This window comes from Clostridium neonatale (assembly GCF_001458595.1).
In the GTDB taxonomy this organism is placed as follows: Bacteria; Bacillota; Clostridia; order Clostridiales; family Clostridiaceae; genus Clostridium; species Clostridium neonatale.
The window spans coordinates 2,892,092-2,907,274 of the sequence record NZ_LN890328.1 but is presented as its reverse complement, the minus strand read 5'-3'; the positions used below and the strand labels follow the sequence as shown (position 1 = coordinate 2,907,274).

9 protein-coding genes are annotated in these 15,183 nt (G+C 28.7%); all 9 read left to right on the top strand.

Annotation, left to right across the window (positions count from 1 at the left end):
* Window positions 1-178: 178 nt before the first annotated feature.
* A complete protein-coding gene (locus BN2920_RS19795; protein WP_058296685.1) occupies window positions 179-2,437 on the top strand; it encodes an N-acetylmuramoyl-L-alanine amidase family protein in 2,259 nt (752 codons plus the stop codon).
* A 495-nt stretch (window positions 2,438-2,932) separates the two neighbouring features.
* Window positions 2,933-3,349, top strand: coding sequence for a 3D domain-containing protein (locus tag BN2920_RS19790; RefSeq protein ID WP_058296684.1), 417 nt, complete (start codon window positions 2,933-2,935; stop codon window positions 3,347-3,349).
* Between the two features lie 166 nt (window positions 3,350-3,515).
* A complete protein-coding gene (locus tag BN2920_RS19785) occupies window positions 3,516-4,568 on the top strand; it encodes a 3D domain-containing protein (RefSeq protein ID WP_058296683.1) in 1,053 nt (350 codons plus the stop codon).
* Window positions 4,569-5,279: 711 nt separating this feature from the next.
* Window positions 5,280-6,065 (top strand): GDSL-type esterase/lipase family protein, encoded by a 786-nt coding sequence (locus BN2920_RS19780; RefSeq protein ID WP_058296682.1) that lies wholly within the window; start codon window positions 5,280-5,282, stop codon window positions 6,063-6,065.
* A gap of 5 nt (window positions 6,066-6,070) precedes the next feature.
* The gene (locus tag BN2920_RS19775; RefSeq protein WP_058296681.1) at window positions 6,071-6,547 is read left to right on the top strand and encodes a DUF4358 domain-containing protein; all 477 of its coding nucleotides are present in this window, start codon (window positions 6,071-6,073) and stop codon (window positions 6,545-6,547) included.
* Window positions 6,548-6,727: 180 nt separating this feature from the next.
* Complete coding sequence (locus BN2920_RS19770) at window positions 6,728-7,978, top strand: MBOAT family O-acyltransferase (protein ID WP_338132750.1); 1,251 nt, start codon at window positions 6,728-6,730, stop codon at window positions 7,976-7,978.
* A 17-nt stretch (window positions 7,979-7,995) separates the two neighbouring features.
* On the top strand, window positions 7,996-9,192 hold the full coding sequence (locus BN2920_RS19765) for a DHHW family protein (RefSeq protein WP_058296679.1): 1,197 nt from the start codon (window positions 7,996-7,998) through the stop codon (window positions 9,190-9,192).
* A 238-nt stretch (window positions 9,193-9,430) separates the two neighbouring features.
* Window positions 9,431-12,856, top strand: coding sequence for an InlB B-repeat-containing protein (locus BN2920_RS19760; protein WP_058296678.1), 3,426 nt, complete (start codon window positions 9,431-9,433; stop codon window positions 12,854-12,856).
* Between the two features lie 717 nt (window positions 12,857-13,573).
* Window positions 13,574-15,169 (top strand): peptide chain release factor 3, encoded by a 1,596-nt coding sequence (locus BN2920_RS19755; RefSeq protein ID WP_058296677.1) that lies wholly within the window; start codon window positions 13,574-13,576, stop codon window positions 15,167-15,169.
* Window positions 15,170-15,183: the final 14 nt, after the last annotated feature.

Here is a 15,183-nt window from a genome sequence, read left to right as displayed (position 1 = left end):
ATAAAAAGACCCAAAAGAAAACATAAAGTTCTTTTGGGTCTTTTACGAAAAAGTACTAAGAAGAAAAGCAAAATTTGTACTATATAGTGAAAATACATATAAAAAATGATATTATATAAGTAAAGCTTGTCTAAAGGCGAGATTACTTATGATATAAGCAAGGGGAGGACATAGTGTAATGAAAGGTAAAGCAAACGTAAGGAAGGTTATATCATACTTATTAATGTTCGCATTAATATTTTCAACTTTCCAATTTGGGAATATGAGTGCATCTTATGCGGATGATGGAGACTCAACACTTATGCCAGAAGTTGTATTAATGGCAGATAGTAAGGAATTAACTGTAGATTATGTCAATGGAAAGCATATGGTTCAATACATTAATATGGGAACAGAAACTTTTACAATTAAGCCGGATAAAACCTATGATAATGGTGCATGGTCAATAAAAAATGTAATAAGTTCAGATTCAAGTATGGTACAAAAAACTACTGGTAGTGGTGAAAATATATCATATCAATATAATGCGGGAACTGATAAGGCAAACGGATTTACACTAACTATAGAGCTTGAAAAGAAAGATAGTTCAGGAACTGTTGTCGATTCTAAAAAATATGTTGTAAATATGTATTATCAAGTAGATAATACTGTGAAATTTAGCAAGATTATAGTAAGTGATGCAGATAACATTACTGATTATACTAAAGTAGAATATGATTCAATTAATGAAGGTGGGTATTATCAAACATCAGTTGGAAAAGATACCTCAAAAGTAAAGATTGAAGTTTATGATAATGATGGATACATTGTAAGCCAAGGAATTACTTATAATGGTTCATCTAGTAATACTGTTAATGTAACTGGTGGAGATAATCAAATTAAAATTACTATAACAAAGGGATCTATACAAACAATCTATAATTTAGTAGTTACTAAAAGAGGTGAAGCGTTCTTACAATCATTAACTCCGTCAACAGGAACACTATCGCCATCATTTAGTAAGGATGTATATGATTATGATATTACAGTTCCAACAACAGTAGAAAAGATAGCATTTACTCCAGTTTCAGTGGACAACTCTTCAACAATAAAAGTAGATGGCATAGTAGTTAAAAGCGGAAAGAAAAGTCAAGATATTTCTTTAGATGAAGGAATGAATAAAATAGACATAATGGTAACTACTAAAGAAGGTGAAGTTTCAACTTATACTGTTGCGGTAACAAGAACGCCAAAAAATAGAAGTTCATATTTAAGTGCATTAACTTTAAGCAGTGGAACTTTAAATCCAGGTTTTAATAAAGAACTTTTGGAGTATAGTGTAACTGTTGAAAATAGCGTTACTTCAATTTATGTTACTCCAACTGCTGAAGATGCAAATGCAACAATTAAAGTTAATGATAAAAAAGTATCAAGTGGGGTTCCTTCAAAGTACATTAATTTAGATGAAGGAGCAAATAAAATAACAATAAAAGTAACTGATGACAAAGATAATTCTTCTACATATATATTAAACGTAAGTAGAAGGTATGGTAAGGATAATGTAAATTTAAGTTCATTATCTCTTACAGAAGGGAAGCTCTCACCTAAATTTGATCCGGAAACATATGCATATAGTGCAACTGTAGACAGAGGCGTAGATAAGGTAAGAGTTAAGTTTACATGCCAAAATGATAAAGCTAAGATTACTATTAATGGTAAGGAATATGTAAGTGGACAAGAGTCTGATGCTATAAAACTAGATATTGGAGCAAACTTAGTAACAGTTAAAGTTGTTGCAGAAGATAATAAGACAACAACTACTTATAAGATAAGTGTAATTAGAGGCGATATTGAAGGTAAGAATGATTGGATTTTAGTTGCTGGGGAATGGACATTCTATAATGGATATGGTCAACAAGTAAAAAATCAATGGGTTAAATATGACAACAAATGGTATCATCTGGATATAAATGGTCATATGGAAAAAGGCTGGCTAAAAATAGGTGATAAGTGGTATTTCTTAAATGAATATGGAATCATGCAAACAGGCTGGCTATATGAAAAAGGATACTGGTATTATCTATATGGTGATGGATCTATGGCTAGAAATTCATGGATAACTCTAAATGGAAATTGGTATTTATTTAATGATCTTGGAGAAATGCAAACAGGATGGACATTATTCGGAGGAAAATGGTATTTCTTAAATGAAAAAGGAGTTATGCAAAAGGGTTGGATAACTTATGATAAGAACAAGTATTATTTAAATGATGATGGTACTATGAGAAATGGATGGATATTTACAGGAACTACATGGTATTATTTAGATTCTACAGGAAAAATGGTTAGAGGATGGCAGACTATAAATGGTAAGAGATATTATTTTGATGCTAAAGGTGCTATGAAAACAGGAATGATATTCTTAGATGGTAGATGGATAAATTTAAATAATGTATAGTAGAATGGACATAATGTATGTTCATTCAGATTGTTTACAAAATGGTTCAAATGCATAAGCATTTGAACCATTTTATCTTATATTCCCAAGTATCAAATGATATTTTGGAGATTTTATTTATAAATACCATACCAAAGTGGCAACGATAAGTATTATTAACGTTTATTTACTTAAGTGCTTGATGTATTGAGGGGATACCAAATATGTAGTGAATAGTTATTTTTCTAATAAAAATTAGTCGCCTGCCAGGTTTTCCTCACATGCGTTCGAAAGGGCAGATGAGTAAAAAAATCGACGGCTTAAAGGATTACGTTTTATAAAAGCTATTGTATTCTATTGGATTTGCATTTTTATAGAAGACTATATCATAGTCGCCTTGGCGATTTTTTTATAAAAAAGTTAAGTCAAATTATAAAAAGTTATATAAATTTCCAATAATATAATTTTTATGCTATAATATCATGGATGGTTTGCAAATTGAAAAGGAGAGATTTAATGTCAAAAAGTTATAAATGGAAAAGAGTGATGAAAAAGCTAGGAGTTTCCATAGGTGCTTTAAGCATATTTGGAATCTTAATTATGAATTTTTCAAGTTACAAGGCAGAAGCTGCTACAGCGAATAAAGAAATAGTTTGTTCAGCTACAGCTTATGCAGCAGGAACTATGACAGCTAGTGGAATAAAATCAGTTAGGAATGAAAATGGCATTAGCACAGTGGCTGTAGATCCTAGAATGATTCCGTATGGAACATATTTATATATTGAGGATTATGGATATGCTGTTGCAGCAGATACTGGTGTTGCTATTAAAGGTTATAAACTTGATTTGTTTTTTAATAGTTATAGTGAAGCCTGCAACTGGGGGAAAAAGGATGTAAAGGTTATAATTTTAGGTGACTCTACTAATTTATAAATACTTCATGTTGGTTTTAAACTTATTCAAAATAAATATCTTGTATAGATATCTAGATATTTTAAAATTTTAAATTTATTATTGTGCATAAAGTTTTAGTAATTTGACAGAATTTTAAATCATAAATATAATATGTACTAAAACTATTTATAAGGGAGGATAAATTTTGGTAAGCAGATTAAAAGACATTGCTAAACAGATTTTCCACAACAGTAAAATGGTAAAGTATAAAACGATTATAATTGTGATTACTTTTTCAATTATAGTTGCAACTATAATTACAATTGGATGTATGCGAAAGAGAATAACAATTAGTGTAGATGGTAAACAAAAAGTCGTTGTAACATATAAAAATACCGTCAAAGATGTTCTTCAATCAAATAACATAGAATTGTCAAAGAAAGATAAAGTGCAACCATCGTTAGATTCACAACTATCAAATAATGAAAATATAGAGATAAAAAGATCAATTCCGATTACAATTAAAGGAAATGGTAAAACATTCAATATTGACGCTTTGGAAGGATCAGTACTTGAAATGTTAGAATATAATAAGAAAGATTTAAATGCTAATGGAATTGAATTTGACAAAGATATGGATGAAATAACTCCAGCCTTAGACTCTAAATTGGAAAAAAATCAAATTGTTCAAATAGTGAAAGTAAAAAAAAGTATTGTCACTGAAAATGAGCCCATTGCATATGACACGGTAATTGAAGAAAATTCCGGTTTGGATGTTAATTATAAAGTAGTCAAATCTGCTGGAATAAATGGTGAAAAGCAAGTGACATACGAGGTAATATATAAAGATGGACAAGAATATTCAAGAACTGAAAAAAGCGCAAAGGTATTGGTGAATCCAAAAAATGAAGTTATTATAAAAGGAACCACTAATTTTTCTGTTAGCAGAGGAGGAATTAGTTCTGGAAGAGTAATTTCATGTTCTGCTACTGCATATAGTGGAGGATGGGGAACATCGTCTGGAAGAAAGCCTGCGCGTGTAGAAGGTGGATTGAGCACAATAGCTGTAGATCCATCAGTTATTCCTATGGGAAGTAAAGTATATGTTGAGGGCTATGGTTATGCTGTTGCAGCAGATACTGGGACAGCAATTAAGGGAAATAAAGTAGATCTTTATTTTAACTCTTATAAAGAGTCGTGTGATTGGGGATTGAAGCAAGTAAATGTAACAATAATTGCTGGTCCTGGGGAATGGTAAAATAAATACTGATTGAAAAAACAGTAAAAAGGATTGTAGGATTAGTGGTAATAGCCTCTTCCTTATGATAGAGACATGAAATAATAAAGATGTCTATCGTAAGGAGGGGCGTTTTTTATTTTTTATCAAATTATAATAAAGTCAAATCTGTGGATAACTTTTGAAAGTAGCAGAGACATATAGCCTGTAAAATATATTTATTTTTTTATTTTAATACAAACTTTTTTAAAATGAATATCGTCTATATAATGGAACTTATTTTTTTGTGGGAAATTAGCAGAACATTAAAGAATAATGATGTGATTTTATGAAAATAAAAAATAATAAACATAAAATGGCAGTTAAATGGTGAGATGGTTAGTATAGCACCTAGCTCAACTGATTAATTTTTTCATAAAATAAAATTAAGAAATAATATGAACTAAGAAATGATGGTAAAATACGCAAAGATTGTTTTTTAATAGCGTATTTAATCTAGTTGTCGATAATCTCAACTAAATTATTGTATAATATGATTAAATTCAACTTATCATGATATATGTGTTGCAAGAATGAAATTATTTAAGATATTCGCTGTTTAAGTAAATATGAGAATATAACAATGTAGAAAATTAATTGAAAAATATATAAATAAAAATTTTGATATATTTATTGACGATAGAGGGATTAAATATTAGTATTGGAAAAACTAATAGGAGGGATATAATTATCATGATAAAAAGAAGGCAGTTACTGATATTTTTAATTATAAGTTATATATCTGCTAGTATATTTAATAAGGTAAATATATTTACTAATGATATTGGTGTTGTACATGCAATGACTGATGATGGACATGTTAATAGGAATTATCTTATAAAATGTGAGCAGATTGATGTCACTGAAGTAGAAAATAAATTGAATGAAGCAGATAAACTTAGGAAATCTCAAGAATATATCAATGATAATGGTGAAATTGATTATAAGAAGTTTTTTAAAAATACTGTTTTCATTGGAGATTCAATAACAGAATATCTGAAAGTAGTTGAAATGTTACCTGAAAATAATGTCTACGCTGAAAAAGGGAAGACAGTTATTGATGTAGACAATGATATTGAGAGGCTTAAATATGCTAATCCAGAAAGAATTATTTTATTATTTGGAATGAATGATGTTATATATTTCCAAAACAAAGAGGATTTTAGAAGTAATTATTTAAAATTAATAGACAAGTTGAAGAAAGTAGTTCCAAATGCAAAAATATATATAGAGTCTCCGACACCAATTCAAGTAAAGGCTGAAAGAAAGAATGATGGATTTACTAATGAAAGATTATCACAATTTAGAGAGATTGCTAAAGAAGTATCTGATGAAACTTATTCAACTTATATAGATTTGACTGGCATTGTTTCAAATAATGATTGTTTTGAAACAGATGGAATACATTTTAAAAGAAATTTTTATGAGCTATTATTTAAAGACTTAACTACCATAATAAATAAGGAGGAGAAAAGCTGATAACTATGAAATTTAAATATAAGATATATTATCGTTTATTAGCAGTTCTGGTTGTTGTTGTATTTGTGGGTTTATATAAAGTTTTGGAAGTTAAAGATATAAATATATCTGAGATCAGAAATGCAATAATTAATTCAACTGATGTAAGTGTTATGGATGAAGATGATGGAACAAAATTAAGGAAACTTTATGGTGTAAATAAGTATGATTTAGATCAATTTATTTATTACGGACCTAAAAGTAATATGGAAGCTAATGAAATACTTATTATAAAACCTAAAAATGATTCAGATACAGAAAAAATTGAAAAGGCTATAACAAATAGAATAAATACACAATCGGATAGTTTTAGAAATTATAATAAAGAGCAGTATGAAATACTATCAAATCATATTTTAGAAAAAAAAGATGGGTATATAATACTATTGATTTCTAAAGATAATGAAAAAATTAAACAATCATTAGATTATGTATTTAAGTAAAGTAAAAGTGTGTTTTTGGAGTGATTATATTTGGTATTTAGTAATTTATTATTTATGTATGTATTTTTCCCATTCACATTAATTATATATTATTTTTCTCCTAGGAAAATGAGAAACTTTGTAATATTGTTAGTGAGTTTACTGTTTTATAGTTGGGGAGAACCTATATATATTAATCTAATGTTGGCTTCAATTTTAATAGGATATATAGGAACAATTTTTATTGATAAATATAAAGAAGATAAAGAGAAATCGAGATGTATATTAGTAACGACAATTGTCATTATTTTAAGTACACTTATATTTTTCAAATATTACGGATTTTTGATAGATAATATTAATTTGATTTTTGGATTAAATTTGAAAATTAGGACATTGCCATTACCATTAGGAATTTCATTTTATACATTTAAACTTATTTCATATGTTGTTGATGTATATACAAGAAAGGTAAAAGTTCAAAAGAATTTTATAAATTTTGCGACCTATGTTTCAATGTTTCCTCAACTGTTATCAGGACCAATAGTTCAATATTCAACTATTGAGAATCAATTGACTAATAGAAAAGAATCAATACAAAAATTTTCTGATGGGGTTGAAAAATTTATAAGTGGTCTTGGAAAAAAAGTTATTATTGCTAATAACATAGGTTTAATTTGGGATCAAGTTATAGGTAATTCTATTTCTGAAATTTCAATTTTGACAGCATGGATTGGAATAATTTCTTTCACCTTTCAGATATATTTTGATTTTAGTGGTTATTCTGATATGGCTATAGGTCTTGGAAAAATGTTTGGATTTGATTTTTATGAAAATTTTAATTATCCATATATATCTAAAAGCATTACTGATTTTTGGAGGAGATGGCACATATCTTTAGGCACTTGGTTCAAGGATTATATATATATTCCTTTAGGAGGAAATAGGACTGGCAAGGCAAAACAAATCAGGAATATATTTATAGTTTGGCTAATAACAGGACTTTGGCATGGTGCTAGTTGGAATTATATAATATGGGGGTTATACTTTGGAATAATTTTATTTATAGAAAAGAGTGGCTTTCTTAAAATATTAAAAAAACTTCCGGGATTAATAAGAAATATCTATACAATGTTTTTAGTAATAATAGGCTGGGTATTTTTTGAATTTACTAATGTAAAAGATGCATTTACATATATCAGAGCCATGTTTGGTGCAAATACGACAGGGTGGTATGATAGTTTATCACTATACTTATTGGGTACTAATAAAACATTTTTAATATTAGCTTTTATTTGCTCTACACCAATAATTGGGGTATTTATTAAGCTTTTTAAAAGAAATAGAATTGGAAAAATAATTACTATTATTTTTTATATATTAATTGTAATTATTGCAACTGCTTATTTAGTAGGTGCAAGTTATAATCCTTTCTTGTATTTTAAGTTTTAATAAAGGAGGGCTAATAAGTGGAATATACAAATGAAAGAAGAACTGTAAGGAAAAAGAGAAAAAAGGTAATAAAAAGGAAAAGAAAGAAGAGTAAATATTGTATTACATTGAGTTTGACATTTTTATTTTTAATTAGCCAAATATCAATTATGAACATTATACATAAAAATAAACAAATATCAGTACTGGAAAATAGAACATTACAACAAATGCCAAAGTTTTCAATGAGTAGTTTTTTTGAAGGAGATTTTTCTAGTAAATTTGAAAATTATATATCTGATCAATTTCCAGGCAGAGACTTTTGGATAAAGCTTAAAGCAAAAACTGAAATTATGGTTGGTGAAAATAAGATAAATAATGTATACCTAGGAGAGGACAATTATTTAATTGAAGATTTTAAAAAGAATGATAATAGTATATTAACTGAGAAAATAAATAACATTAATAATTTTGCAAATAAAAATAATGGTTTAAATGTATCCTTTATGCTGGTACCTACAGCCTCTGAGATATTGAAAGATAAATTGCCAAAGTATGCACCAGTAGATAGTCAAATAGAATATATTAATAATGTGAAAAAAAATCTAACAGCTAATATTAATTTTATTGATGTAGTTGATGATTTTAAGGAACATAAAAATGAAGACCTCTATTATAAGACAGATCATCATTGGACCACTAAAGGTGCATATATAGCATATGTTCATATGTGTAAGCAGTTAGGAATTAAATATTTAACTGAAGATAAATTTGATGTAGAAGATGTTACTAATGATTTTTATGGAAGTTTATATTATAAAATGGGGACTGGAATAGGAAAGCCAGATACAATTAAAATTTATGCTCCAAAATATGAAAATAATATAGTTGTCAATTATGTAAATGAAGAAAAAAAAGTAGCAAGTTTATATAATAATTCAAAGCTAGATGGAAAAGAAAAATATGAAGTATTTACAGATGGAAATCACCCTCTTATAAATATTAGAACCGATGGAGATTATAAAAAGAAATTACTTGTTATAAAAGACTCATATGCAAATAGTTTTATTCCTTTTTTAACAACTCATTATGGAGAGATAGATGTAGTAGACTTAAGATATTATGTAGATAATTTAGATTATCTTATAGAGAATGATGGTATTACTGATGTGTTGTTCCTATTTAATGTTAATACATTTGATGAGGATAATTCAATTTTAAATATTTCAGAGTAATAAAATATATAGAATGATTAATCTTAATTATATAAAGGAGATTATAATTAAGAAATGACTAGATGTTGATATGATAAAATGAATCTTATTAGATTTGTATTACAAATCTAATAAGATTCATTTTATATTTTTTCAAGTTGATTTTTTCCATTACATATATAGAATTTAACAAAATTTCCGATAATAAATTAAAAGATTAGATAGTAAAATAAACATTAGGAATTAGGAGGTTATCTTAATGAAGCACAATTTTCTAAAGAAGTTAATAGCTACAAGTGTAATAACAAGTAGCATTTTTTCTATATGCCCAACAACAGTACTAGCTGCAGGTGTAAATTATGCAGGAGTGGGACAAACTAATGGACAATGGTCTAAGCAAGGAGAAAACTGGTACTATTATGTAGGCGGACAATTACAAAAAGGATGGATATATGATAGAACAGGATGGTATTATGCAGATAAAAATGGTGTAATGCAGACAGGAGTAGTTCAAATAGGTGGAAATATTTATCTTTTAGCTGATTCGGGTGTCATGCAAACAGGAACTGTAGTAATAAATGGGAAAGTATATACAGCAGGATCAGATGGAGTATTTTATGGAGATGATTTACCGGTGCCAACAAAATCATTTGATTGGTATGGAACAAATGATAATATCGCACACCCTTCACAAGTTATAGACTCATCAGAAGATGATTCAAGCTCAACAAATCCAGTAACAGCATATGATCCTTTAGCACCAAAAGAGAAATTCCAAGTTATATTTAAAGATGATGATGGCGAAGATCTTAAGATTAAAAATGCTAAAGATGGGGATACCATAACTCTTTATAAGCCAACTAAGAAAGGCTATGAATTTGTAGAATGGAATACTAAGAAAAACGGCGATGGAGAAGACTATGACTATGATGATGAAATAAAAGTAGAAAAAGATATTAAATTATATGCTGTATGGGAAGAAATTGAGGTTACTGATGATAATGCAGAAGATTTAGGAATAGTAAAAGTTCAAGATATAACTATTGCACCAGAAGGCAAGAAGAAGGAAATAACTACTGATAAGGGAACATTGAAGTTTAGCGTTGATGTATTACCGGTAAATGCTGATAATAAGAAGGTCGATTGGTCAGTAGAAAGTGAAACTGGAAAGGCTACAATAAGCGATAATGGATTATTAACTGCTGAAGAAAATGGTGTGGTTATTGTTAAGGCAACTGCTAAGGATGGATCAGGAATAACTGATAGTATTAGAATAACAATAAGTGGACAAAAATCAGGAAGCGGATCTGGAGAAGGCGGCTCAGGAAACGGATCAGGTTCAGGAAACGGCTCAGGTTCTGGATCAGGAACCAATAATGGTGAATTACCAGTAATAGTTGGTGATGAAGCTATTATAAATAATAGTACAAGTACAGAATTAATGAAGGGTAACACATATAGTACAATAAGAATAGCAACAAATAATAAAGAAATTACATTACAAAATATTAAGGCTAATAAGATTGTAATAAATGGTGGAGACAATATTATATTAGATAACTGTCAAGTTAATTACATTGAAGTATTAAGACCTGGAACAAATTCTACAGTTACACTTAGAAATGGAAGTACTGCACAAATAGTTAATATAGAAAGAGGAGTAACTCTTGCAGGTACAGGATATAATAAGGTAAATGTTAAGACTGATGAAGTTGTAACAATAAATAGTGGTGCAACAATTGATACATTAAATCTTACTGAGCTAATTTCAAAGATTAGGCTAAATGGAACAGTAAATACAGTTAATGTAGCTTCAAGCGCAGTTAATTCCGTAATTGAAGGTAATGGATCAATTGGTAAATTAGTAACTGATGCAACTAACATTAAACTTGGTGTTTCTAGTGTTGGAACAATTGTAGGTAATGCAGAAAATACATCATTAGGCGGATTGATTGATAAGGCAAAGGAATTAGAAGATATAACAAAAGAAGTTGAAGCAGCAGAAAAAGCTAATTCTACAAATAATGCAGCTTTAATTAAGAAAATTGAAGATAAGATTAATGCAAATGATCCTTATAGAAGTGAATATGAAACATTGTTGTTTAGGGTTGAACAGTTAGGAACAAATACTTCAGCAGCAGCAAATCTTAAAGAAGCTAGAAGCTATGTATCTGCATTAGAAAAGGTATCTAAGCTTGATCCTACTAATACAATAACATTTAATATATTGCTTGAAAATGATGGCTCAGCTAAAGTTACGATTTCTGGAGAAGGTGACTCATATACTATTGATCAATTAAGAACAATAGCATTAGAAAAAGTTAAATCATTAACACCAGGCTTAATAGATAGAACAAATCTTGAGAATAGAATAAAAGCTGTTGATACAGTAATTACACAAGGCAAGAAATTAAATAGTATGATTAGTAATATAGAACAGTCAACTACTGGTGCTGCTGTTAATTTCGAAGCTGATGATTATAAAGTTATCGGAATAGATAATGTTACTAAGAGTTATGTTCCAATTTCAAATAAATATGTTTCATTGTTATCAAATAAAACAAAATTTAAAGATTTCAAGAGTGTTCCAGCATCATTATCCGATGATAATATTTCAGAATTAGTAAATATTCTTGAAACTGATAAATCATTAATAAAATCACAAGTAGTTCAAGCAGTAACTATTATTAAAACTAAACAGAAATTAGAAGAGGACATTGACAGCTTTAATGATTATATTATTAATAATGGATTAGATACAGGTGAAACAGTATCCTTAACTAAGCTTGAATCAATTAGAGACAAATATAATTCAATTAATGAAGCATTGAACAAATTACAGAAAGAAATTACTGATGGAAATATTGTTTCAGATGATTTAAAACTTAGAGATGAAAATGGTGGCCTAATTGGAAATGGATATAATGAATTGGCTGCAGAAGGAAGTACTTGCAAAGATAAATTATCAAAATATACACTAAAATTTGTTGATAAGAGTATAAACTCTCTTTACATGAGTCCAGTAGTTAGTGAAGGAGTAATTACTACGAATATAGATTCGGCTAAAATTTCATCATCATTAAGAAATAATGATCTTGTAGAAGTACGTAAGACCTTAAATACTATAAGAACTAACTATACCGATATAATAGATAGTGCTAAAATACAAGCATATATAACTGCATTAGAAAAGGCACAGACTCAATATGAAGAAGTACAAAAGGTATTGGATGCATTAGATGGTGGAATTAAGGCAAGTGGATCTACTGCTATTAGAACAGATAATGGGTATATTCTTACAGTAAAATTCCCAACAACTGGCTATAGTATAGATGCAGATAATTGTACAATTACAGCAGGAAGTAGTGCACCAAAATTTAATGTTAATGTAACAACAGGTAGTGGAGCCGAATTAGTAATGAAGACTACTCTTGAAGCTACTAATACGGCATATACTATATCAGCAACAAATCAAAATATAGATAATAAAGTAGGATCTCTTGTAATAACAGAAGAGTCAGGTAAAAAGAAAGGAACAATTATATTTACGGATCTTATTTATAATACTACATTTGATGTAAAAGATACTGCTACATTATTAAAAACATATACATTTAAAGTTAATGTAACAGGTAAGATATCATCAGGTGAGTATGTTTATACAGTTACTGTAAGCAGAATTTAATATATTTAAAAACAAAAAATAATTAAGTAAGCTTTGCCTTAAGGCTATATTAGATATAATAAAAGTATTTAATTTAGTTTTAAGGCAGTTTTTTATTTTGTTATGTATGTTACTAAACTTATGTATGGTATTAAAGAATTTTTCAATGGGTGCATCTTATAGAATGATTTAGATTTAATGATATTTCAAGAAATAAATGCATAATAATCCTAAAAAATTACAAATAAGATTGTTCGCGCTAGATTACAGAGGGATAACTAAATAGTATCGATTTACAACTATTTCGATTTGTATATTACTATTGTTTATTTTTACATGGTGAAATGTTTTAAAAATATAATAGAACTACTTTATTCTGCTTTAGTCTAAAATATTTGTACTAGCATACTTTTCTTAGATGCGAAATGATTTAAGATGTGGAAAGACTTTATTTTAGTAGCATTGCTGCTTTTGCAAATAATGTACATTGAAAATTTATTATGATATAATATTTCAGTTAAATAGTATTTTTAGCACATATTTTATGTGAGAAGCAAAGATTAATAGTACTAGGTTATTACAGTTTTTATGTATTTGAAATATTTTAGATAGGGGAATTTATGCCAATGTGATATTTTTAATAAAGTGTTTAAGAGATTTGTGATATTTTTAATAAAATGTTTAAGATATTAAATAGATGATTAATATATACTATATAAGATTTTAGGAGGAAAAAACGTGGCTGATTATAAACAAGAAATTGAAAAAAGAAGAACCTTTGCGATTATATCCCACCCGGATGCTGGTAAGACTACACTTACAGAAAAGTTTTTATTATATGGAGGAGCTATAAGGCTTGCAGGTTCAGTTAAAGCGAGAAAGGCTTCTAAGCATGCAGTATCTGACTGGATGGAAATTGAAAAGCAAAGAGGTATTTCTGTTACTTCATCTGTTATGCAGTTTAATTATGGTGGACACTGTATAAACATATTAGATACACCAGGTCACCAAGACTTCTCAGAAGATACATACAGAACTCTTATGGCAGCAGACTCTGCAGTTATGGTTGTAGATGCAGCAAAAGGTATAGAGGATCAAACAAGAAAGTTATTCCACGTTGCATCACTTAGAGAAATGCCTATCTTTACATTCATAAACAAGATGGATAGAGAAGCTAAGGATCCATTTGGTTTACTTGATGATATAGAAAATGAACTTGGAATAAAAACATATCCAATGAACTGGCCAATTGGTTCAGGTAAGGAATTTAAAGGTGTATATGAAAGAGATAACAACAGAATCATAGCATTTAATGGTGGAAACCATGGCCAAAATGAAGTTGAGGCCATTGAAGGAACACCAGATGATCCAAAATTCAGAGAAATTTTAGGTGAAGCACTTCATGATAAGTTAATGGAAGATATTGAACTTTTAGATATAGCAGGTGATGAACTTGATATTGAAGCTGTAAGAAAGGGAGAATTAACTCCAGTATTCTTTGGATCAGCTTTAACAAACTTTGGTGTTGAGCCATTCCTTGAACATTTCTTAGAAATGACAACATCACCACTTCCAAGAAATTCATCAGAAGGACTTATTGATCCATTTGATAAGAATTTTTCAGCATTTGTATTTAAGATACAAGCAAACATGAATAAGGCTCATAGAGATAGAATCGCATTCATGAGAATTTGTTCAGGTGAGTTTAATAAAGGTGAAGATGTTTATCATGTTCAAGGCGGTAAGAAAATAAAACTTGCTCAGCCACAACAATTTATGGCTGAGAATAGAGAAATTGTTGAAGAAGCATATGCAGGAGATATAATAGGTGTATTTGATCCAGGTATATTCTCAATTGGAGATACTTTATGCAGTCCTTCAAAGAAATTTAAATTTGAAGGAATTCCAACATTCTCTCCAGAACACTTTGCTAAAGTAAGACCAGTTGATACTATGAAGAGAAAACAATTCATAAAAGGTGTTACACAAATAGCACAAGAAGGTGCAATACAAGTATTTAAAGAAATACACATTGGTATGGAAGAAATAATTGTTGGTGTTGTTGGTGTTCTTCAATTTGAAGTGTTAGAATACAGATTGAAAAATGAATACAATGTTGATGTTAAGATGGAAAGAAACTCTTATAGATATGTAAGATGGATTGAAAACAAAGACGTTGATATGGATTCATTGAATTTAACTTCAGATACAAGAAAAGTTAAAGATATTAAAGACAGAAATCTTCTTATATTCCAAAATGACTGGGGTATAAGCTGGGCTCTTGACCATAATGATGGATTAATTCTTTCTGATGTTGGTAAGAGTGAAGCATAAGCAATTTACAAGGA

Excerpts from the sequence above, each read along its gene's own strand:
- BN2920_RS19760 (WP_058296678.1), top strand. The coding sequence starts at position 9,431 with ATGAAGCACAATTTTCTAAAGAAGTTAATAGCTACAAGTGTAATAACA.
- BN2920_RS19770 (WP_338132750.1), top strand. The coding sequence starts at position 6,728 with ATGTTGGCTTCAATTTTAATAGGATATATAGGAACAATTTTTATTGAT.
- BN2920_RS19775 (WP_058296681.1), top strand. The coding sequence starts at position 6,071 with ATGAAATTTAAATATAAGATATATTATCGTTTATTAGCAGTTCTGGTT.
- BN2920_RS19790 (WP_058296684.1), top strand. The coding sequence starts at position 2,933 with ATGTCAAAAAGTTATAAATGGAAAAGAGTGATGAAAAAGCTAGGAGTT.
- BN2920_RS19795 (WP_058296685.1), top strand. The coding sequence starts at position 179 with ATGAAAGGTAAAGCAAACGTAAGGAAGGTTATATCATACTTATTAATG.
- BN2920_RS19780 (WP_058296682.1), top strand. The coding sequence starts at position 5,280 with ATGATAAAAAGAAGGCAGTTACTGATATTTTTAATTATAAGTTATATA.